The following is a 19,620-nucleotide window of genomic DNA, read 5'->3' as shown; positions in this document are numbered from 1 at the left end:
CCCCACCCCTCGCCCGACAGGAGCCGCTGACGATGGATTGGCCGTACGGCATGGCGATCCTTCTCGTCCTCATGATGGTCGGCGTGCCGATCGCCTTCGCGCTGATGGCGGTGGGGGTGATCGGCACCGCCACGATCATCGGCTTCGGCCCGGCGCTGTCGCTCCTCGGTCAGACCTATTTCGACAACGCGCGCAACTACTCGCTCTCCGTGCTGCCCCTCTTCCTGATGATGGGCAACTTCGTCATGCAGTCGGGCATCGCCGACGACCTCTACACCGCCGCCAACGCTTGGCTGCGCCACCGCCGCGGCGGCCTCGCGATGGCGACCGTCGTCGCGTGCGGGGGGTTCTCCTCGGTGTGCGGCTCGTCGCTGGCGACGGCGGCGACGATGTCGAAGATCGCGCTGCCGTCGATGCGCCGCTACGGCTACCCGGACGGGCTCTCCAGCGCGTCGATCGCGGCGGGCGGCACGCTCGGCATCCTGATCCCGCCGTCCGTGATCCTCATCTTCTACGGGATCATGACGAGCCAGGACATCGGCTCGCTGTTCCTCGCCGGCGTGGTGCCGGGGATCATCGGCGTGCTCTTCTACATGATCGCCGTGCGCCTTTCGCTGGCCGCCGGCCGGATCGACCTGCCCCGCGAAGCGCCGCTGCCGCTCGGCGAGCGGATCCGCGCGCTGAAGGGGATCTCCGGCACGCTTCTCCTCTTCGCGTTCGTGATGGGGGGCATCTACTTCGGCGTCTTCACCGTCACCGAGGCGGCGGGGTGCGGCGCGGCCGGGGCGCTGGTGCTGACGATCCTGCGCGGACGGCTGAAGCCGGCCGAGACGTTCGCCACCCTCTTCGAGACCGCGAAGATGACGGCGATGATGTTCTTCATTCTGTTCGGCGCCCTCACCTTCGCCAACTACGTCACCCTCTCCGGCATGACGAGCGACATCCGCACCCTGTTGGGCACGCTCGACAGCCCGCTCGCCATCATCCTGACGATCTTCGCGATCTACCTCGTCCTGGGCTGCGTGCTGGAAAGCCTCTCGATGATCGTCCTCACGGTGCCGATCTTCTACCCCGTCGCCCAGGCCGCCGGGTTCGACCTCGTCTGGTTCGGCATCTTCGTCGTCGTCGTCACCGAGATCAGCTACATCACGCCGCCGGTCGGAATGAACGCGTTCGTCCTCACCTCGGTGGTGCCGGACCTGCGCCTTGCGACCGTGTTCCGCGGGCTCGTCCCGTTCGTGCTGGTGGACCTGGTGCGGATCGCGCTGCTGATCGCGGTGCCGTCGCTGGCGCTCTTCCTGCCGCGAACCATGTAAGGCGGACAATCGCCACTGGACCGCAGAAATTTTAGGCTTAAAATAACGGTGCGACGACAGGCCGAGCGACGGAGGAGCCCATGAAGATCACGGTGATCGGAGGCGGACCCGGCGGGCTCTACTTCGCGCTTCTGACCAAGAAGCGTCGGCCCGACTGGACGATCGAGGTCTACGAGCAGAACCGCGCCGACGACACGTTCGGCTTCGGCGTCGTCTTCTCCGACGAGACGCTGGGCGAGTTCCTGTCGCGCGACCGCCGCTCGTTCCAGCACATCCGCGCCGAGATGGAGTACTGGGACGACGTCGCGGTCCACAAGGATGGCGTCGAAATGCGCTGCGCGGGCAACGGCTTCGCCGGGATGAGCCGCAAGCTGCTGTTGTCGATCCTGCAGCACCGCTGCCGCCAGGAGGGCGTGGACCTCGTCTTCTCCGAGCCCGTCCCGGCCGACGAGGTGGCGACCCGCTTCGCCAGCTCCGACATCATCGTCGCGGCGGACGGCATCAACTCGAAGATCCGCGAGCACTACCGCGACGCCTTCCAGCCGGAGGTGGCGATCAAGTCCAACCGCTTCTGCTGGATGGGCTCGACGCGGCCGATGGACGAGTTCAACTACTTCTTCAAAGAGACGGCGCACGGCATCATCTGCGCCCACACCTACCAGTACGAGGCCGGCCTCTCGACCTGGATCTTCGAGATGGACGACGCCTGCTGGCACGGCCACGGCTTCGACGCGCTCGACGAGGAGGCCTCGGCCGAGAAGCTCGCCGCGCTCTACGCCGAGGAGCTGCAGGGCCATCCGCTGCTCCTCAACCGCTCCAACTGGCGCCAGTTCCCGCGGATCTACTGCCATCACTGGTGGCACCACAACATCGTCCTCCTGGGCGACGCCAAGGCCTCGGCGCACTACTCCATCGGCTCGGGCACCAAGCTCGCGATGGAGTGCGCCATCGCCCTCTCCGACGCGGTCGTCGACCACGGCGAGGCCGACATCGAGGCCGCCTTCCAGGACTACGACGACAAGCGCCGCACCGCCTGCGAGATCATCCAGCACAACGCGGACGTCTCGCTGGCGTGGTTCGAGCACATGAACCGCTCGTGGGACATGAGCCCGGAGCAGTTCGCGATGGTCGTCATGTGCCGGGCGAAGTCGATCACCTACGACAACCTGATCGTGCGCGATCCGGGCTTCGTCGAGAAGGTGGACACCGCGTTCTATGAGCGCGTCTTCGCCGAGACCGGCTACGATTACCGCAAGAGCCGGCCGACGCCGATGTTCACCAAGTTCCGCCTGCGGCAGATGGAGGTGGAGAACCGCGTCGTCATGAGCCCGATGGCGCAGTATTCCGCCGACGAGGACGGCAACCTCACCGACTGGCACTTCGTCCACTATACCAGCCACGCGCTCGGCGGCCCCGGCATCGTCTTCGCCGAGATGACGTGCCCGTCGGCGGACGCGCGCATCACGCTCGGCTGTCCGGGCCTTTGGACGGACCATCACGAGGCGCAGTGGGCGAGGATCGTCGACTTCGTCCACACCCACTCCAAGACCAAGATCGCGATGCAGCTCGGCCACGCCGGCCGCAAGGGTGCCACCCAGCTCGGCTGGGAGACGATGGACCATCCGATCGAGGACGCGGGCAAGCGCTGGCCGCTGTTCTCGGCCTCGCCGATCCCGTATTTCTCCGGCGTCAGCGCCGCGCCCAAGGCGATGGACCGCGCCGACATGGACCGCGTGACGGCCGACTTCGTGCAGGCGACCGAGCGGGCCGCGCGCGCCGGGTTCGACCTCCTGGAGCTGCACTGCGCGCACGGCTACCTCCTGGCCTCGTTCCTCTCCCCGCTCACCAACCGCCGCACCGACGAGTACGGCGACACCATCGAGAACCGCCTGCGCTACCCGCTGGAGGTCTTCGCCGCGATGCGCGAGGTGTGGCCGGCGGAGCGGCCGATGTCGGTCCGCATCTCGGCGAGCGACTGGAAGGACGGCGGCATCTCGGAGGAGGACGTGCTGGCGATCTCCGAGGCGTTCGCCGAGGCCGGATGCGACCTCGTCGACGTGTCGGCCGGGCAGACGGTGCCGGACCAGAAGCCGGTCTACGGGCGCATGTTCCAGGTGAAGTTCGCCGAGGCGGTGCGCAACGCGGGCCCGGCAAACGCCCGCCCGATGGCGACGATGGCGGTCGGCGCGATCACGGACGCCGCGCAGGTCAACACCATCATCCACACCCGCCGGGCCGACCTCGTCGCGCTGGGGCGGCCGCATATGTGGTCGCCCTACTTCGCGCGCGATGCGGCCGCCTGGTACGACACGCGCAACCAGCACTGGCCGCGGCAGTATCATGCCGGCCGCGATCAGGCGCACCGCGAGATGAAGAAGCGCCGCGAGCAGCACCTCGAGCTGCGCCGCAAGGCCCGCCCCCGCCCGCACGCCCCGGCGAGCGAAGGCGCGGCCGGTGAGGCCAAGGGCGAAGCCAAACCGGGCGAGGCCAAGGCGGCCGAGTGACACGCGTGGGGCGCGGTCCCACGCACCGTGGGCCGCCGGGTCGGATCGCTGATATCCCGCGCGGCCGACCCGTATTCACCCGCATTCGCCCGGTCGCGCGGCAGGACGCGCCCGGTCTTTCGGCACCGCGCCATTTGTTGCGCCATAGTGTGTGAGACGTTCACCATCGTGGGTGCCCCCTGTTGCCGGCAATTATTTTATGCGTAAAGTAATTCCCAACGGCCTCGGGCATCCGGCACGCAAGGTCTGATGCGCTCACCGTCAACAAGCCTTAAGGTCGCGATCAAACAACTGGTTGGAGAGACGAGGATGAGGACAATTCGCACACTCGCCGCCGCCGCCCTGGCGACGACGATGCTCGCCGGTGCCGCCGTGGCGCAGGACGGCGTCAAGGTCGGCGTGATGGTCACCCTGTCCGGCCCGCCGGCGGTGCTGGGCGAGCAGGCCAAGAACGGCTTCGAGCTGGCGGTGGAAGAGATGGGCGGCCAGCTCGGCGGCATCCCGACCGAGATCGTGGTCGTCGACGACGAGCTGAAGCCGGACGTCGCCGCCACCAAGGCCCGCGAGCTGGTCGAGCGCGACGGCGCGAACTTCGTCGTCGGCCCGATCTTCTCCAACATCATGATGGCGATCGCCAAGCCGGTGACGGACGCGGGCGCCTTCCTGATCAGCCCCAACGCCGGCACGTCGACCTTCGCCGGTTCGGAGTGCAATCCGAACCTCTTCGTCGCCTCCTATCAGAACGACCAGGTGCACGAGGTGCTGGGCAAGTACGCGCAGGACCAGGGCTTCGGCCGCGTCTTCCTGATGGCGCCGAACTACCAGGCCGGCAAGGACGCGCTCGCCGGCTTCAAGCACTCCTACGAGGGCGAGGTCGTGGGCGAGGTGTTCGTGCCGCTCGGCCAGCTCGACTTCTCAGCGGAGCTGGCGCAGATCGCCGCCTACCAGCCCGACGCGATCTACACCTTCATGCCCGGCGGCATGGGTGTGAACCTCGTCAAGCAGTACCGCCAGGCGGGGCTGGACAACATCCCGTTCCTGTCCGCCTTCACGGTCGACGAGACGACGCTGCCGGCGCAGCAGGACGCCGCGGTCGGCTTCTTCGGCGGCGCCAACTGGGCGCCGGACCTCGACAACGAGGCCTCCAAGGCCTTCGTCGCGGCCTATGAGGAGAAGTACGGTGCGGTACCCGGCACCTACGCCATGCAGGCCTACGACGCGGCCCAGCTGATCGACAGCGCCATCAAGGCCGCCGGCGGCGACGTGTCGGACTCCGACGCGATCCGCAAGGGCCTGATGGCCGCCGACATCACCTCGCTGCGCGGGGACTTCAAGTTCGGCCACAACCACTATCCGATCCAGGACTTCTATCTGGTGAAGGTCGCCAAGCGCGACGACGGCAAGTACGAGACGCGGATCTCCGAGAAGATCTTCGACGACTACGTCGACAACTACGCCGACCAGTGCGAGATGGCCGAGTAATCGCAACCGCCATGCCGGCCGGGTCCGCCCGGTCGGCCCCACCTGATCTTGCCAAGATGCCCGAGGACATCCGCCCGTCGCCGATGACGCACCGATGACCAATCTTCTTCTGCTCCAGGCGCTGAACGGGCTTCAGTTCGGCATCCTCTTGTTCCTCGTCGCCGCGGGGCTGACCCTGATCTTCGGGATCATGGACCTCATCAACCTCGCGCACGGCGTGCTCTACATGGTCGGCGCCTACCTCACCGCGACGTTCACCGCGTGGACGGGCGACTTCTTCCTCGGCCTCGCGATCGCGCTGCCGGCCGCGCTCCTCTTCGGCATCGCGCTGGAACGGCTGATCTTCGCCCACCTCTACGACCGCGATCACCTCGAGCAGGTTCTGGCGACGTTCGGCCTCATCCTCATCCTCAACGAGGGGGTGAAGATGATCTGGGGTGCCGCGCCCCTCTCCGTGCCGATCCCGGACATCCTCTCGGGCTCGATCCCGCTGGTCGGGCCGCTGCGCTACCCGGTCTTCCGCATCGTCATCATCGCGGCCGGCCTTCTCACGGCGGTCGGGCTGTGGGTGCTCGTCAGCCGCACGCGCATCGGCATGCTCCTGCGCGCGGGCGCCACCAACGCGCCGATGGTCTCGGCCCTCGGCGTCGACGTGAAGCGCCTCTTCATGCTGGTCTTCGGCCTCGGCGCGATGCTCGCAGGGTTCGCCGGCGCCATGGTCGCGCCGATCCTCTCGGTCGAGCCGGGGATGGGCAACAACGTCCTCATCCTCACCTTCGTCGTCATCGTCATCGGCGGCGTCGGCTCGATCCGCGGTGCGTTCGTCGCGGCGATCCTCGTCGGCGTGGTCGACACGGTGGGCCGCACCTTCGGCCCCATCGTCCTCAGGAGCCTCATGGATCCGGCCGCCGCCGCGCAGACCGGCCGCACCCTCGCCCCGATGCTGATCTACATCCTGATGGCCGCCGTGCTGTTCGCGCGCCCCACCGGCCTCTTCCCCAAGAAGGGCGCCGCGTGAGCGCGACCGACCCCGCCGCCAGCCCCGCGATCGACGACGCCGTCGCTGCCGATGCGCGCCGGCCGCGCCTCGCCGCCCGCGGCGCGCTCGTTGCCGGGGTGATCCTCCTGGCGCTGTTCGCTGCGCTGCCGCCGGTCGCAACCGCCATCGGCGACCCGTTCCTCGTCGTCACCGCGACGCGCATCCTCATCTTCGCGATCGCCGCCCTGTCGCTCGACCTGGTGCTCGGCTTCGGCGCGATGGTCTCCTTCGGTCATGCCGCCTTCCTGGGCTTCGGCGCCTACGCGGTCGCGATCCTCGCCACCGCGGGCGTCGACGACGTCCTCCTGCAGATGATCGTCGCGGTGCTCGGCTCGGGCCTCTTCGCGCTCGTCACCGGGGCGATCTCGCTGCGGACCAAGGGCGTCTACTTCATCATGATCACGCTGGCGTTCGGGCAGATGGCGTATTTCTTCTTCGTCTCCCTGTCGGCCTACGGCGGCGACGACGGGCTGACCTTGCAGCACCGCTCCACCCTCTTCGGCCAGAGCGTGTTCGAGAACGACGTCGCGTTCTACTATCTCGCGCTCGTCGTCCTGGCGGCGGCCTTCTTCCTCCTGCGCATGGTCGTCGCGTCGCGCTTCGGCCGCGTGCTGCGCGGCACGCGCGACAATGCGATGCGCATGCAGGCGATCGGCTTCGCGCCGTTCCGCTACCAGTTGACGGCGTACGTCGTCGCCGGGGCGCTGTGCGGGATCGCGGGTGTCCTCCTCGCCAACCAGACCGAGTTCGTCTCCCCGGCTTTCATGACGTGGCAGCGCTCGGGCGAGCTCATCGTCATGGTCGTGCTGGGCGGCATGGGAACGCTGGCGGGCGCCATCGCGGGCGCTGCCGGCTACCTCATCCTCGAGGAGGTGCTGTCCTCGACGTGGGAGCACTGGCACCTCGTCTTCGGCGCGCTCATCATCCTCCTCGTCCTCTTCACACGCGGCGGGATGGCGGGGCTCGTGGGCCGCATCTTCGGGGGCCGCGCGTGACCGCGCTCCTGTCGATCCGCGACCTGAGGAAGTCGTTCGGCGCCCTCGCCGTCACCGACGGCATCTCGCTGGACGTGCCGGAGGGCGAGCTGCACGCCATCATCGGCCCCAACGGCGCCGGCAAGACGACGCTGATCCACCAGCTCTCCGGCTCGCTGAAGAGCGATTCGGGCCGCGTCTCCTTCGCCGGCGCGGACATCACCCGCCTTCCCATGGTGGCGCGCGTGCGCCGGGGGCTCGCCCGCTCGTTCCAGATCACCTCGATCCTCGACGGGTTCACGGTGCTCGAGAACGCCGCCACCGCCGTGCAGGCGCGCTCCGGCTCCTCGTTCCGCTTCCTCGCCCCGGCGGCCGGCGAGCGGGACCTCAACGATCAGGCGATGGCCGCGCTCGCCCGCGTCGGCATCGCCGACCGCGCCCACCGCCGCGCCGGCGACCTCTCTCACGGCGAGAAGCGCCAGCTCGAGATCGCCATCGCGCTCGCCACCGGCGCGAAGATGCTGCTTCTCGACGAGCCGCTCGCCGGCACCGGGCACGAGGAAGGCGCCGTCCTGGTCGACCTCATGCGCGAGCTGAAATCGACCCACACGATCGTCCTCATCGAGCACGACATGGAGGCCGTCTTCGCGCTCGCCGACCGCGTTTCGGTGCTGGTCTACGGCCGGCTGATCGCGACCGGCGACCCGGCGACGGTCCGCGCCGACCCGGACGTGCGCGCCGCCTACCTCGGGGAGGAAGCCTGATGCTCGTCGTCGAGGGTCTGGAAGCCGCCTACGGCCAGTCGCGCATCCTCTTCGGGATCGACCTGCGGGTGGAGGCCGGCGAGGTGGTGACGCTCCTCGGCCGAAACGGGATGGGCAAGACCACGACGGTCAAATCCATCTTCGGCCTGTTGAAGCCCGCCGGCGGGCGCATCACCATCGACGGCGACGACGTCACCGGCAAGGCGCCGCACGTCGTCGCCCGCCACGGCCTCGGCCTGGTGCCGGAGGGGCGGCAGATCTTCCCGACGCTCAACGTCGAGGAGAACCTCGTCGCCACGCACCGCAACGAGGGCACGTCGCGCTGGACGCTCGACAGCGTCTACAGCCTCTTTCCGCGCCTCCAGGAGCGGCGGCGCAACATGGGCAACCAGCTCTCGGGAGGCGAACAGCAGATGCTCGCGATCGGCCGCGCGCTCATGACCAACCCCCGCCTCGTCGTCCTGGACGAGGCGACCGAAGGCCTCGCCCCCCTGATCCGCGAGGAGATCTGGGACTGCCTGAAGGCCATCAAGGCCGCCGGCGAAGCCATCCTCGTGATCGACAAGAACGTCGACGCGCTCGCCAAGTTCGCCGACCGTCACGTCGTCATCGAGAAGGGCCGCATCGCCTGGGAAGGCACCACCGCCGACCTCCGGGCGACCCCCGACATCAAGGACCGATTCCTGCATGTTTGAACCAAGGAGAACGCCCCAATGACAATGACAGCCGGCGTCACCAAGCACGGCGAGGGCATGGACGGGATCGTCTGGAACATCCTGGGCCAGATCTACGTGCCCAAGCAGCTGACCGAAGCCTGCCTCTCCTGGCACGCGACCTTCCCGCCGGGGACCTTCGTGCCGCCGCACATCCACCCGACGCAGGACGAGTTCATCTACATGCTGGAGGGCAAGCTCACGACGGTGCTGGAAGGCACCGAGGGGTTTGCCGAACCGGGCGATCTCATCCGCCTTCCCCGCGGGCGCCCGCACGGGCTCTTCAACAAGTCCGAAGCGCCGGTGAAGTGCGTGTTCTGGGTGACCCCGGCGGCACGGCTGTACGATCTCTTCTGGGCGTTGCACAATCTGGGGCCCGAGGCGGACCCGGCGGAGGTCGTCGCCGTCTCGGCCAAGCACGAGGTCGACTTCCTGCCCCCGCCCGACGCCGCTTGAGGGAGGTGCACCGATGAAGGTCTTGATCGCCGGCGCCGGTATCGGCGGCCTCACCACCGCGCTGATGCTGCACCGCCGCGGCATCCGCGCCACGATCTACGAACAGTCGCCGCAGGTGCGCGAGGTGGGCGTGGGCATCAACACGCTCCCCCACGCGATCCGCGAGCTGGCCGAGATCGGCCTCCTCCCGGCGCTCGACGCCGTCGCGCCGCGCACGCGCGAGCTCTATTATTACAACCGCTACGGCCAGGAGGTCTGGCGCGAGCCGCGCGGGATCGACGCCGGTCACCCGGTGCCGCAGTTCTCGATCCACCGCGGCCGCCTGCAGAAGGTGCTCTACGACGCGGTGATCGAACGGCTGGGGCCGGACGCGATCCGCTGCGGCCTCGGCCTCGCCGGCTTCATCGAGGACGAGGGCGGCATCACCGCCCACTTCGTCGACTCGGTGCTGGGCGGCCCCGGCCACACCGCACGCGGCGACGTCCTCGTCTGCTCCGACGGGATCCATTCGGTCGGCCGGCGCACGTTCTATCCGAACGAGGGGCCGCCGAAGTGGAACGGCGTCGTCATGTGGCGCGGCGCGACCGAGTTCACGCCCTGGCGCGACGGCCGCACGATGGCGATCGGCGGCGGCATGGGGGCGAAGTTCGTCCTCTACCCGATCGCGCATGCCGAGGGCGGCAAGCAGCTCATGAACTGGGTGGTCAACATCAAGATGGCCGACGGTGAGACCTCGCCGCCCCCCAAGGAGAGCTGGTCGCGCCCGGCGCAGCGCTCGCTGGTGATCCCCTACGCCAAGCGCTTCAAGATCCCGGACTATGACGTCAATGCCCTCGTCGCCGCGACGGCGCAGGCGTTCGAGTACCCGATGTGCGACCGCGATCCGCTGCCGCGCTGGACCTTCGGGCGCGTCACGCTCCTGGGCGACGCCGCGCACCCGATGTACCCGGTCGGCTCCAACGGCGCGTCGCAGGCGATCCTCGACGCGCGAGCGCTCGCCGATGCGCTGCAGAAGGCCGAGCACCCGCGCCAGGCGCTGCACGCCTACGAGGCGGACCGCCGGCCCAAGACCGCCGAGATCGTCCGCCTCAACCGCAAGGGCGGGCCGGAGCGCGTGATCGACGAGGCCGAGAAGCGCGCCCCCGCGGGCTTCGAGAGCATCGACGAGGTGATGACGAAGGCCGAGCGGGCCGCCATCGTCGGCGGCTACGCGGGCAAGGCGGGGTTCGCCGCGGCGAGCCAGCGCGCCAGCTACGCCGCCGCCCCGGTGACGGCCGCCACGACCCCCGTCGCCGCCAAGTAACGGCGCGGGCGCGACGCTTGGGATCGACCGGCCGCGACGCCGGTCGATCCGAACCCGGTTGCCGTGGTGCGGCCGGAAAGTTTAAGCTTGAAGCATTACCCAGCGAGAATCGAAGTGAGTTCGTCCGAGCCTGCCGCGCGTCACGTCCTCGTCACCGGTGCCACCCGCGGCATCGGCCGGGCGATCGCGGCCGCCTTCGTCGCCGCCGGCGACCGCGTCACCGTGCTCGGCCGAACGCCCCGGAGCGCCGCGGCCGCCGCCGAAGCGCTCGGCCCCACCGCCACCTCGGTAGCCGCCGACGTGACCGACGCCGCGGCCCTCACCGCAGCGCTCGCCGCAGCGGCCGACGCGTCGGGCCCGATCGACGTGCTGGTGAGCAACGCCGGCGGGGCCGACACCGCGCCGCTCGCCAGAATGTCCGTCGACGCGCTGCGGGCGATGATGGCGCTCAACGTCGAGCCGCTGCTCGTCGCCGCGCAAGCCGTCGTGCCGGCGATGAAGGCGCGCGGCGGCGGGCGGATCATCACCATCGCCTCCACCGCCGGGCTCAAGGGCTACGCCTACGTGGGCGCCTATTGCGCGGCCAAGCACGCCGCCGTCGGGCTCACCCGCGCGCTGGCGCAGGAGCTGGCCCGCAGCGGCGTCACCGTCAACGCCGTCTGCCCCGGCTTCACCGACACCGACCTCGTCGCCGGCTCGCTCGACGCGCTGGAGGCCAAGACCGGGCGCGACCGGGCCGACCTCCTGGCCGAATTCACCAAGGTGAACCCCATGGGCCGGCTGATCACGCCCGACGAAGTCGCCGCCGCGTGCCTGTGGTTGGCGAGCCCCGCCGCGGGCGCGGTCACGGGCCAGGCCATCGCCGTCGCGGGGGGCGAACTGTGAGCGCGTCCGAAGAGGCCGTCCCCCCCGGCGAAGCGCGCGAGGACCACAGCGCCGAGCTGCGTTTGTGGCTGCGACTCCTCGCGGTCAGCAACCTCATCGAGAGCGAGATCCGCAAGCGTCTGCGCGAGCGCTTCGCCACCACGCTCCCCCGGTTCGACCTGATGGCGCAGCTCGAGCGCGCGCCCGAGGGCATCCTGCTGGGCGAGCTGTCGCGCCGCATGATGGTGTCCAACGGCAACGTCACCGGCCTCGTCGAGCGGCTCACGCAAGAGGGTCTCATCGTGCGCGAGACGCTGGAGAACGACCGCCGCGCCTCGCGCGTCAGCCTCACCCCGGCCGGCCGCACCGCCTTCGCCGAGATGGCCGCCGAGCACTCCGAATGGGTGGCCGAGATCGTCGGCGGCCTCGACGCCGCGGCACTCGGCGACCTCTACCACCGCCTCGGCGATCTCAGAGCCTCGGTCACGTCCGCCACCGAAGGCCCCACCAAAACGCGGACTGGAGACGCCTGATGGCCCACAATGCAATCGCCGCGCCGCTGCGCGCCTTCACCGCGACGCACTTCCAGTGGTGCGTGTCGGGCGCCGTTGCGACGATCACCCTCGACCGCCCCGAGCGCAAGAACCCGCTCACCTTCGACAGCTACGCCGAACTGCGCGACACCTTCCACGCCCTGCGCCACGACCGGGACATCAAGGCGGTCGTCGTCACCGGCGCCGGCGGCAACTTCTCCTCCGGCGGCGACGTGTTCGAGATCATCGAGCCGCTCACCAAGATGGGCGCGGCGGACCTTCACGCCTTCACCACGATGACCGGCGACCTCGTCAAGGAGATGCGCGCCTGCCCGCAGCCGATCGTCTCGGCGGTCGAGGGGATCTGCGCCGGCGCCGGCGCCATAATCGCCATGGCCTCGGACCTGCGCGTCGCGGGGGCCGGCGCCAAGGTCGCCTTCCTCTTCAACCGCGTCGGCCTCGCCGGGTGCGACATGGGCGCGTGCGCGATGCTGCCGCGCATCGTCGGCCAGGGCCGCGCCTCGGAGCTGCTCTATACCGGCCGCTTCCTCGGCGCTGAAGAAGGCGAGCGCTGGGGCTTCTTCAACCGCCTGACCGACACCGGCGGCGCGCTCGCCGCCGCGCACGAGCTGGCGGCCGCGATGGTCGCCGGGCCCACCTTCGCCAACGGCGTCACCAAGAAGATGCTGCAGATGGAATGGGCGATGGGCATCGACGAGGCGATCGACGCCGAGGCAATGGCGCAGGCCTTCTGCATGACCACCGGCGACTTCACCCGCGCCTTCAACGCCTTCGCCGCGAAGCAGAAGCCGGTCTTCGAGGGCAACTGATGGGCGACACGACCTTCCTCGACTGGCCGTTCTTCGAGCCCCGCCACAAGGCCCTCGCCGAAGAGGCCGACGCCTGGGCCGCCGCCAACGTCCCGGCCCTCGTCGACCACCGGGACGTCGACGGTTCGTGCCGCCGCCTCGTCGCCGCGCTCGGCCGAGCGGGCTTCCTCGCCTACGCCGTGCCGCCGGACGGCGCCTTCGACGTGCGCGCCCTCTGCCTCCTGCGCGAGACGTTCGCGCGGCACGATGCGCTCGCCGATTTCGCCTTCGCCATGCAGGGGCTCGGCACCGGGTCGATCACCCTCTTCGCCTCCGACGCGGTGAAGCTCTCCATCCTGCCGCGCGCCAGGGCCGGCACCGCGATCACCGCCTTCGCCCTCACCGAGCCGGACGCGGGGTCCGACGTCGCCGCCCTCGCGCTGGCCGCCACCCCCGAGGGGAACGACGCGGTGCGCCTCGACGGCGAGAAGATCTGGATCTCCAACGGCGGCATCGCCGACAGCTACGTGGTCTTCGCCCGCTCCGGCGAGGCGCCCGGCGCGCGCGGCCTCTCCGCCTACTGGGTCCCGGCCGCAACGCCCGGCCTCACCGTCGCCGAACGGCTCGGCACCATCTCGCCCCACCCCCTCGCCCGCCTCGCGTTCGACGGGGTGACGGTGCCGGCCTCGCACCGGATCGGCGCGCCGGGCGCCGGGTTCAAGGTGGCGATGGCGACGCTCGACGTCTTCCGCACCACTGTGGGCGCCGCGGCGCTCGGCTTCGCCCGCCGCGCGCTCGACGCCGCGCTCGCCCGCGCCAAGGGCCGCGCGATGTTCGGCGGCACGCTTTCCGACCTCCCCCTCGCCCAGGCCTCGCTGGCGGAGATGGCGACCGAGATCGACGAGGCCGCCCTCCTCGTCTACCGCGCCGCCTGGACGCGCGACGCCGGCGCCCCCCGCATCACCCGCGAGGCGGCGATGGCCAAGATGGTCGCCACCGAGAATGCGCAGAAGGTGATCGACCGCGCCGTGCAGCTCCACGGCGGCGACGGCGTCCGCGCCGGCTCCGTCCCCGAGACGCTCTACCGCGATATCCGCGCGCTCCGGATCTACGAGGGCGCGACCGAAGTGCAGAAGCTCATCATCGCCCGTCAGTTGCTCTCCGAGCCCAGTTGAGAGGGAGGCGCTATGCCGTCTTCGTGCCACGTCGATACGTTCGTCCTCGACAATCTGCCCCCCGTGGCGGAGCAGCCGGACTTCATCAACCTCGACGCGCTCGGCTACCCCGAGATGCTGAACGCGACCGTCGAGCTGGTGGACCGGAACGTCGCCGAGGGCCGCGGCGACAGTGTCGCCCTGATGGCGCCCGGCGTGCGCTGGACCTACGCCGACCTCGCCGGGATGATCGACCGCATGGCCAACATGCTGGTGAGCAGGCTGGGCATGGTGCCCGGCAACCGGGTGCTTCTGCGCTCGGCCAACAACCCCACGAAGGTCGCGCTCTATCTCGCGGTCATCAAGGCGGGCGGCATCGTCGTCGCGACCATGCCGCTGTTGCGCGGTGGCGAGATCGTCAAGGCGCTCGACAAGGCCGAGATCGGCCTCGCCTTCTGCGACGCCAAGCTGGTCGACGAGATGAACCGCGCCGCCGCGATGGCGAAGGCCGCGCCGCGGATTGTCACCTGGGAGGGCACCGCCGGGGGTGAGCTGGGCGCGCTGATGGAGGGTATGGCGGGCACGTTCCAGGCCGCGCCCACCCGCGCCGACGATCCGTGCCTCCTCGGCTTCACCTCCGGCACGACGGGGATGCCGAAGGCGACCATCCACTATCACCGCGACCTCCTCGTCATCTGCGACTGCTACGCCAAGGAGATCCTCCAGGCCGAGCCGTCGGACGTCTTCATCGGCTCGCCGCCGCTCGCCTTCACCTTCGGCCTCGGCGGGCTCGTCCTTTTTCCGTTCCGCGTCGGCGCCTCGGCGGTGCTCCTCGAGAAGGCCGGGCCGTCGGACCTCGCCGCCGCGATCGAGGAATACCGCGCCACCATCACCTTCACCGCGCCGACCGCCTACCGCGCGATGATCCCCAAAGCGCGCGAGTTCGACTTCTCGTCGCTGCGCAAGGGCGTCTCGGCCGGCGAGACCCTGCCCCGCCCCACCTACGACGCGTGGCTGGAGGCGACCGGGATCAAGCTGATGGACGGCATCGGCGCCACCGAGATGCTGCACATCTTCATCGCCGCGCGCGAAGAGGACATCCGCCCCGGCGCCACCGGCAAGCCCGTCCCTTTCTACGAGGCGATGGTGGTCGACGAGACGGGCGCGCGCTGTCCCACCGGCACGCCCGGCCGCCTCGCCGTGCGCGGCCCCATCGGCTGCCGCTACCTCGCCGACGAGCGGCAGAAGCGATACGTCGAGAACGGCTGGAACATCACCGGCGACACCTTCGTCGAGGACGAAGACGGCTACTTCTGGTTCAAGGCCCGCAACGACGACATGATCGTCTCCGCCGGCTACAACATCGCCGGGCCCGAGGTGGAGGCGGCGCTGCTCGCGCACCCGGCGGTCGCCGAGGCCGGCGTCGTCGGCGCACCGGACGCGGAGCGGGGCCACATCGTCAAAGCCTACGTGGTGCTGCGCGACGGGCACGTCGCCGATGCGGCGCTCGTGAAAGCGCTGCAGGACCACGTCAAGGCCGAGCTGGCGCCCTACAAATATCCCCGTGCGATCGAGTTTCTCGACGCTTTGCCGAAGACCGAGTCGGGCAAATTGCAGCGCTTCGCCCTGCGCCAGCGCGCCGAAGCCGTGCCCGCCACCCAAGGAGACGCTTCGTGAGCGACACCCAGGACGACGCCGTGACCGCGGGGCTGACGGTCCTGCAGCCGGCGGGCTGGACCAAGCCGAAGGGCTACGCCAACGGCATCGCCGGCCGCGGCACGGTCGTCCTCACCGGCGGCCTCATCGGCTGGGACGAGAACGAGGAATTCGCGGACGGCTTCATGCCGCAGGTCGAGCAGACGCTGAAGAACGTCATCGCCGTGGTGCGCGAGGCGGGCGGCGAGGTGGAGCACATCGCCCGCCTCACCTGGTACGTGCGCTCGGTCGACACCTACCGCGCGTCGCTGGGCGAGCTCGGCGCCGTCTACCGCGAGCTGATGGGCCGCCACTACCCGGCGATGGCGCTTGTGGGCGTCGCCGACCTGGTGGAGCCCAAGGCGCTCGTGGAAATCGAAGCGACAGCGATTATACCGGACGTATGACAAACACGCAGATCTGGACCGGCGGCGACCCGGTCACCGACATCGACGTCGCCTGGGACAACGGCGCGGCCATCCCCGGCGCGGCCGAGTACACGCCGCGCTGGGCCGCGGCGGCGAAAGCCTTCCGCGACGAGCTGGCCGCCGCCGGGCGCGCCAAGCTCGCCGTGCCCTACGGCGACGCGCCGCGCCGGCACTACGACCTCTTCCTGCCCGAGCGGGCGCCGGCGGGCCTCGCCGTCTTCGTCCACGGCGGGTACTGGAAGGCGCACGTGATCGGCAACTGGTCGCACTTCGCGGCCGGGGCGCTGTCCCGCGGCTTCGCCGTGGCGCTGCCGGAATATACCCTCGCGCCAGAGGCGACGATCCCCGAGATCACCCGCGAGATCGGCGCCTTCCTGGACCATATCGCCGGCGAGGTCGGCGGGCCGATCAACCTCTCCGGCCACTCCGCCGGCGGGCATCTGGTGAGCCGCATGCTGTGCACCGACGCGCCGATCGCCGAGGCCACCGCCGCGCGGATCGGCAAGGTCGTATCGATCAGCGGCGTGCATGACCTGCGCTGCCTGCTGCCGGCGTCGATGAACGAGATCCTCGGAATGTCGCTGGAGACCGCGCGGGCCGAGAGCCCGGCCCTCCTGGAGCCGCGTGCGGGCGTGGACCTCACCTGCATCGTCGGCGGGGCGGAGCTGGCCGAATTCCGCCGCCAGAACGTCCTGCTCGCCAACGCGTGGCACGGCTTCGGCGTGAAGACCGTGGCGCTGGAGGCGCCGGGCCGGCATCACTTCGATGTGGTGGATGCGCTGCGCGATCCGGACAGCGTGGTCGTGGGCGCTCTCACCAGCCGCTGAGTGGGCGCGGGGGCGCGGCCGGCCCGACCGCGCCTCAGCCCACAAACCAACTGATCACGAGCAGCGCGACGACCACGACGGCTCCCGCCGCGCCGAGCGTGAGGAGCCATGCAGAGCTGATGCGGCGCACGTTGCCGCCCGATTCCGGTTGCTTGGCCATTCGCTCGCTCTCCTGCCGACGCTTCGACCGCGCCCGCTCGGCGTCCGGCGCTTCTCGTCCATCAACGCGGCGGGGGCCTTCGGGGTTCGCCGATCGGCGGCGCGGGGCCCCGCCGTGCCTCAGCGGTAGGGCGAATCGGCGGCGATGTTGGCGGCGATCTCCCGCTCCCAGCGGTCGCCGTTGGAGAGCAGCTTCTCCTTGTTGTAGAGCAGCTCCTCGCGCGTTTCGGCCGAAAATTCGAAGTTAGGACCCTCGACGATCGCGTCCACCGGGCAGGCCTCCTGGCACAGGCCGCAGTAGATGCACTTCACCATGTCGATGTCGTACCGGGTGGTGCGGCGGGTGCCGTCGTTGCGGCGGGGGCCGGCCTCGATGGTGATGGCCTGGGCCGGGCACACCGCCTCGCACAGCTTGCAGGCAATGCACCGCTCTTCGCCGTTGGGGTAGCGCCGCAGCGCGTGCTCGCCGCGGAAACGGGGCGAGATCGGGTTCTTCTCGAACGGGTAATTCACCGTCGCCTTCGGCTTGAAGAAGTACCGCATCGCCAGGAAGAAGGCGGAGACGAACTCCGTCAGGAAGATGGACTTAGCGGTGCCCTGGAGCGTGGCCATGATCAACTCGATCCGTTCGGACGTAGACCCTTTCTAATTGGCGCGAATGGCGCTCCGCTGCAACGCCCAAGACGCCCCGACGCTGTCCGGCGCGACCGAAAGCCCAATTTTTTTCGGGAGTCGGCCGCGCCCCACGCCATTCACGGCGGCGTTGCACCACAGCGTACGAAAACGTCGCAGGCAGATGGCGATCCGGGGACGAGGGCCGCGGTGCGCCGGCCGGGCGGCCTCAGCGGCCGGAGCCGCAGCCGGGGTCCTGCACCCAGCGCGGACGGTCGGGGGTGCCGATGTTGATCGGCTTGCAGCGCTTGGCGATCACGGTGTCCGTCGGCGGGGCGACGACCGGGGCGGTCGCGTGTGCGATTTGCGGCAGAACCATGGCCGCCGCGACTAGAACCACCCGCATCGTCAACGGCATAGCCGCATCCTCCAAGACCTGACCAGCCGAAGATGGGATGCGCGGCGGCCTTCCCAAGGTGGCCGGGGCGCGATCAACCAAATGTGACGATCAAATAAGGATGAGCCGGTCGCGCCGGGCGCGCGAATAAGTGTCCCATTTGGGCAGCTCGTCGCCGCACAGGTAGAACGAGACGCGCTCGCTCCAGAAGGCGTGGCCGGCCGGATCGAGGCGCAGGGGATCGTGTGCCAGCGCGCCGTTGAGGTAGGTCTCGTCCGCCAGCATCGAGCGGTCGCGGTAGAGGGCCGCCGCGCCGCACAGACCGCAGAAGCCGCGGGTCACGTCGAGCGAGAGGCCGGGGCGCCACAGCGTCGGGCCGGACACGTCGACGCTCCGGCTCGGGAACCCGACCCAGAGCGAGACCGGCGCGCCGGCGCTATAGCGACATTCGTTGCAGTGGCAGTAGACGGTCCAGACAGCCGGAACGCGAGCGCTGAACGAGAGGGCACCGCAGGGGCACTCTCCCGTGAGCGGCTTCACCCCCGCCAACCCGTGATTTTGAGGACCAGCGCGACGACCACCACGGCACCGAGCGAGGTGGGAAGGAAGACCTTCCAGCCGAGCCGCATGAGCTGGTCGTACCGGTAGCGCGGCACGATCGCCTTCACCATCGCGAACATGAAGAACACCGCGAAGCACTTCAGCACGAACCAGATGACGCCCGGGATCCAGGTGAAGGGCGCCACGTCGAGCGGGGGCAGCCAGCCGCCCATGAAGAGGATCGTCGTGAGCGCGCACATGAGGCCGATCGAGACGTACTCGCCCAGCATGAACATCATGTACGGGGTGGAGCCGTACTCGACCATGAAGCCGGCGACGAGCTCGGACTCGGCCTCCGGCAGATCGAACGGCGGACGGTTGGTTTCCGCCAGGGCGGAGATGAAGAAGATCACGAACATCGGCAGCAGCGGCAGCCAGTACCAGTTCAGGATCGACAGCCAGGGCACGCCGAGCATGGTGGCGAGGCCGGTCTCCTGCGCGGCGACGATGGCCGTGAGGTTCAGCGAGCCGACGCACAGGAGGACCGTGATGATGACGAGGCCGATCGACACCTCGTACGAGATCATCTGCGCCGAGGAGCGCAGCGCGCCCAGGAAGGGGTACTTCGAGTTCGACGCCCAGCCGCCCATGATGACGCCGTAGACGCCGAGCGAGGAGATCGCCAGCACGAAGAGGATGCCGACGTTGAGGTCGGCGATGACCCATCCGTCGGCCACCGGGACCACGACCCAGGCCGTCAGCGCCAGCGCCGTCGTCACCAGCGGGGCGAGGAGGAAGACGATGCGATCGGCGCCCGCCGGGATGACCGGTTCCTTCAGCGCGAACTTCAAGAGGTCGGCGAAGGACTGGAAGAGGCCGAAGGCGCCGACGACGTTGGGGCCGCGACGCAGCTGGACTGCCGCCCAGATCTTGCGGTCGGCCAACAGCGCGTAGGCGATGATGATCAGCAGCACCACCATCATCACCACGCTCTGCAGCGCGATGATGAGCGGCGTCAGTACGTAGGTGCTCCAAAAGTCCGGCATCATCG

The 19,620-nt window shown here is 69.6% G+C and carries 21 protein-coding genes; 16 read left to right on the top strand and 5 right to left on the bottom strand.

Annotated elements, in window-relative coordinates; all coding sequences use genetic code 11:
• Positions 1 to 32 precede the first annotated feature (32 nt).
• The 16 genes from MRB58_RS19495 to MRB58_RS19420 all read left to right on the top strand — a co-directional run bounded on the left by MRB58_RS19495 (position 33) and on the right by MRB58_RS19420 (position 16,861).
• Positions 33 to 1,316: a TRAP transporter large permease gene (locus tag MRB58_RS19495; RefSeq protein ID WP_244778753.1), complete on the top strand. Its 1,284-nt coding sequence runs from the start codon at positions 33 to 35 to the stop codon at positions 1,314 to 1,316.
• Positions 1,317 to 1,396: 80 nt separating this feature from the next.
• The gene (locus tag MRB58_RS19490; protein WP_244778752.1) at positions 1,397 to 3,820 is read left to right on the top strand and encodes a bifunctional salicylyl-CoA 5-hydroxylase/oxidoreductase; all 2,424 of its coding nucleotides are present in this window, start codon (positions 1,397 to 1,399) and stop codon (positions 3,818 to 3,820) included.
• 309 nt (positions 3,821 to 4,129) lie between these two features.
• Entirely contained in the window at positions 4,130 to 5,302 is a 1,173-nt protein-coding gene (locus tag MRB58_RS19485; RefSeq protein WP_244778751.1) for an ABC transporter substrate-binding protein, read from the top strand.
• 94 nt (positions 5,303 to 5,396) lie between these two features.
• Positions 5,397 to 6,320: a branched-chain amino acid ABC transporter permease gene (locus MRB58_RS19480; RefSeq protein ID WP_244778750.1), complete on the top strand. Its 924-nt coding sequence runs from the start codon at positions 5,397 to 5,399 to the stop codon at positions 6,318 to 6,320.
• Positions 6,317 to 7,336: a branched-chain amino acid ABC transporter permease gene (locus MRB58_RS19475; protein WP_371747204.1), complete on the top strand. Its 1,020-nt coding sequence runs from the start codon at positions 6,317 to 6,319 to the stop codon at positions 7,334 to 7,336. Before MRB58_RS19480 ends, MRB58_RS19475 begins: the two co-directional genes overlap by 4 nt.
• A complete protein-coding gene (locus MRB58_RS19470; RefSeq protein ID WP_244778749.1) occupies positions 7,333 to 8,079 on the top strand; it encodes an ABC transporter ATP-binding protein in 747 nt (248 codons plus the stop codon). The genes MRB58_RS19475 and MRB58_RS19470 overlap by 4 nt, the downstream gene beginning before the upstream one ends.
• Positions 8,079 to 8,774 (top strand): ABC transporter ATP-binding protein, encoded by a 696-nt coding sequence (locus MRB58_RS19465; RefSeq protein ID WP_244778748.1) that lies wholly within the window; start codon positions 8,079 to 8,081, stop codon positions 8,772 to 8,774. The genes MRB58_RS19470 and MRB58_RS19465 overlap by 1 nt, the downstream gene beginning before the upstream one ends.
• An 18-nt stretch (positions 8,775 to 8,792) precedes the next feature.
• Positions 8,793 to 9,248: a cupin domain-containing protein gene (locus MRB58_RS19460; RefSeq protein WP_244778747.1), complete on the top strand. Its 456-nt coding sequence runs from the start codon at positions 8,793 to 8,795 to the stop codon at positions 9,246 to 9,248.
• A 13-nt stretch (positions 9,249 to 9,261) separates the two neighbouring features.
• A complete protein-coding gene (locus tag MRB58_RS19455) occupies positions 9,262 to 10,551 on the top strand; it encodes a flavin-dependent oxidoreductase (protein WP_244778746.1) in 1,290 nt (429 codons plus the stop codon).
• Between the two features lie 114 nt (positions 10,552 to 10,665).
• Positions 10,666 to 11,436: an SDR family NAD(P)-dependent oxidoreductase gene (locus MRB58_RS19450; protein WP_244778745.1), complete on the top strand. Its 771-nt coding sequence runs from the start codon at positions 10,666 to 10,668 to the stop codon at positions 11,434 to 11,436.
• Entirely contained in the window at positions 11,433 to 11,948 is a 516-nt protein-coding gene (locus MRB58_RS19445) for a MarR family winged helix-turn-helix transcriptional regulator (protein ID WP_244778744.1), read from the top strand. Before MRB58_RS19450 ends, MRB58_RS19445 begins: the two co-directional genes overlap by 4 nt.
• On the top strand, positions 11,948 to 12,778 hold the full coding sequence (locus tag MRB58_RS19440) for an enoyl-CoA hydratase family protein (RefSeq protein ID WP_244778743.1): 831 nt from the start codon (positions 11,948 to 11,950) through the stop codon (positions 12,776 to 12,778). The genes MRB58_RS19445 and MRB58_RS19440 overlap by 1 nt, the downstream gene beginning before the upstream one ends.
• Positions 12,778 to 13,932, top strand: a complete 1,155-nt coding sequence (locus MRB58_RS19435; RefSeq protein WP_244778742.1) for an acyl-CoA dehydrogenase family protein — start codon at positions 12,778 to 12,780, stop codon at positions 13,930 to 13,932. Before MRB58_RS19440 ends, MRB58_RS19435 begins: the two co-directional genes overlap by 1 nt.
• Before the next feature lie 12 nt (positions 13,933 to 13,944).
• Positions 13,945 to 15,588 (top strand): AMP-binding protein, encoded by a 1,644-nt coding sequence (locus tag MRB58_RS19430; RefSeq protein ID WP_244778741.1) that lies wholly within the window; start codon positions 13,945 to 13,947, stop codon positions 15,586 to 15,588.
• A complete protein-coding gene (locus MRB58_RS19425; protein WP_244778740.1) occupies positions 15,585 to 16,013 on the top strand; it encodes a RidA family protein in 429 nt (142 codons plus the stop codon). Before MRB58_RS19430 ends, MRB58_RS19425 begins: the two co-directional genes overlap by 4 nt.
• Complete coding sequence (locus tag MRB58_RS19420) at positions 16,010 to 16,861, top strand: alpha/beta hydrolase (protein WP_244778739.1); 852 nt, start codon at positions 16,010 to 16,012, stop codon at positions 16,859 to 16,861. The genes MRB58_RS19425 and MRB58_RS19420 overlap by 4 nt, the downstream gene beginning before the upstream one ends.
• Before the next feature lie 34 nt (positions 16,862 to 16,895).
• Here MRB58_RS19420 and MRB58_RS24850 read toward each other — a convergent pair whose 3' ends face one another.
• From MRB58_RS24850 to nuoH, 5 genes are all read right to left on the bottom strand, one after another.
• Entirely contained in the window at positions 16,896 to 17,021 is a 126-nt protein-coding gene (locus MRB58_RS24850) for a hypothetical protein (RefSeq protein WP_256461686.1), read from the bottom strand.
• A gap of 119 nt (positions 17,022 to 17,140) precedes the next feature.
• Complete coding sequence (nuoI, locus tag MRB58_RS19415) at positions 17,141 to 17,632, bottom strand: NADH-quinone oxidoreductase subunit NuoI (RefSeq protein WP_244778738.1); 492 nt, start codon at positions 17,630 to 17,632, stop codon at positions 17,141 to 17,143.
• 229 nt (positions 17,633 to 17,861) lie between these two features.
• Complete coding sequence (locus tag MRB58_RS19410; protein WP_244778737.1) at positions 17,862 to 18,050, bottom strand: hypothetical protein; 189 nt, start codon at positions 18,048 to 18,050, stop codon at positions 17,862 to 17,864.
• A 90-nt stretch (positions 18,051 to 18,140) separates the two neighbouring features.
• The gene (locus MRB58_RS19405) at positions 18,141 to 18,569 is read right to left on the bottom strand and encodes a GFA family protein (RefSeq protein WP_244778736.1); all 429 of its coding nucleotides are present in this window, start codon (positions 18,567 to 18,569) and stop codon (positions 18,141 to 18,143) included.
• On the bottom strand, positions 18,566 to 19,615 hold the full coding sequence (nuoH, locus tag MRB58_RS19400) for an NADH-quinone oxidoreductase subunit NuoH (protein WP_244782051.1): 1,050 nt from the start codon (positions 19,613 to 19,615) through the stop codon (positions 18,566 to 18,568). The genes MRB58_RS19405 and nuoH overlap by 4 nt, the downstream gene beginning before the upstream one ends.
• Positions 19,616 to 19,620 lie beyond the last annotated feature (5 nt).

Origin of the sequence: Acuticoccus sp. I52.16.1, assembly GCF_022865125.1 — a bacterium.
Classification (GTDB): Bacteria; Pseudomonadota; Alphaproteobacteria; order Rhizobiales; family Amorphaceae; genus Acuticoccus.
This window is presented reverse-complemented; position numbering and strand designations above follow the sequence as displayed.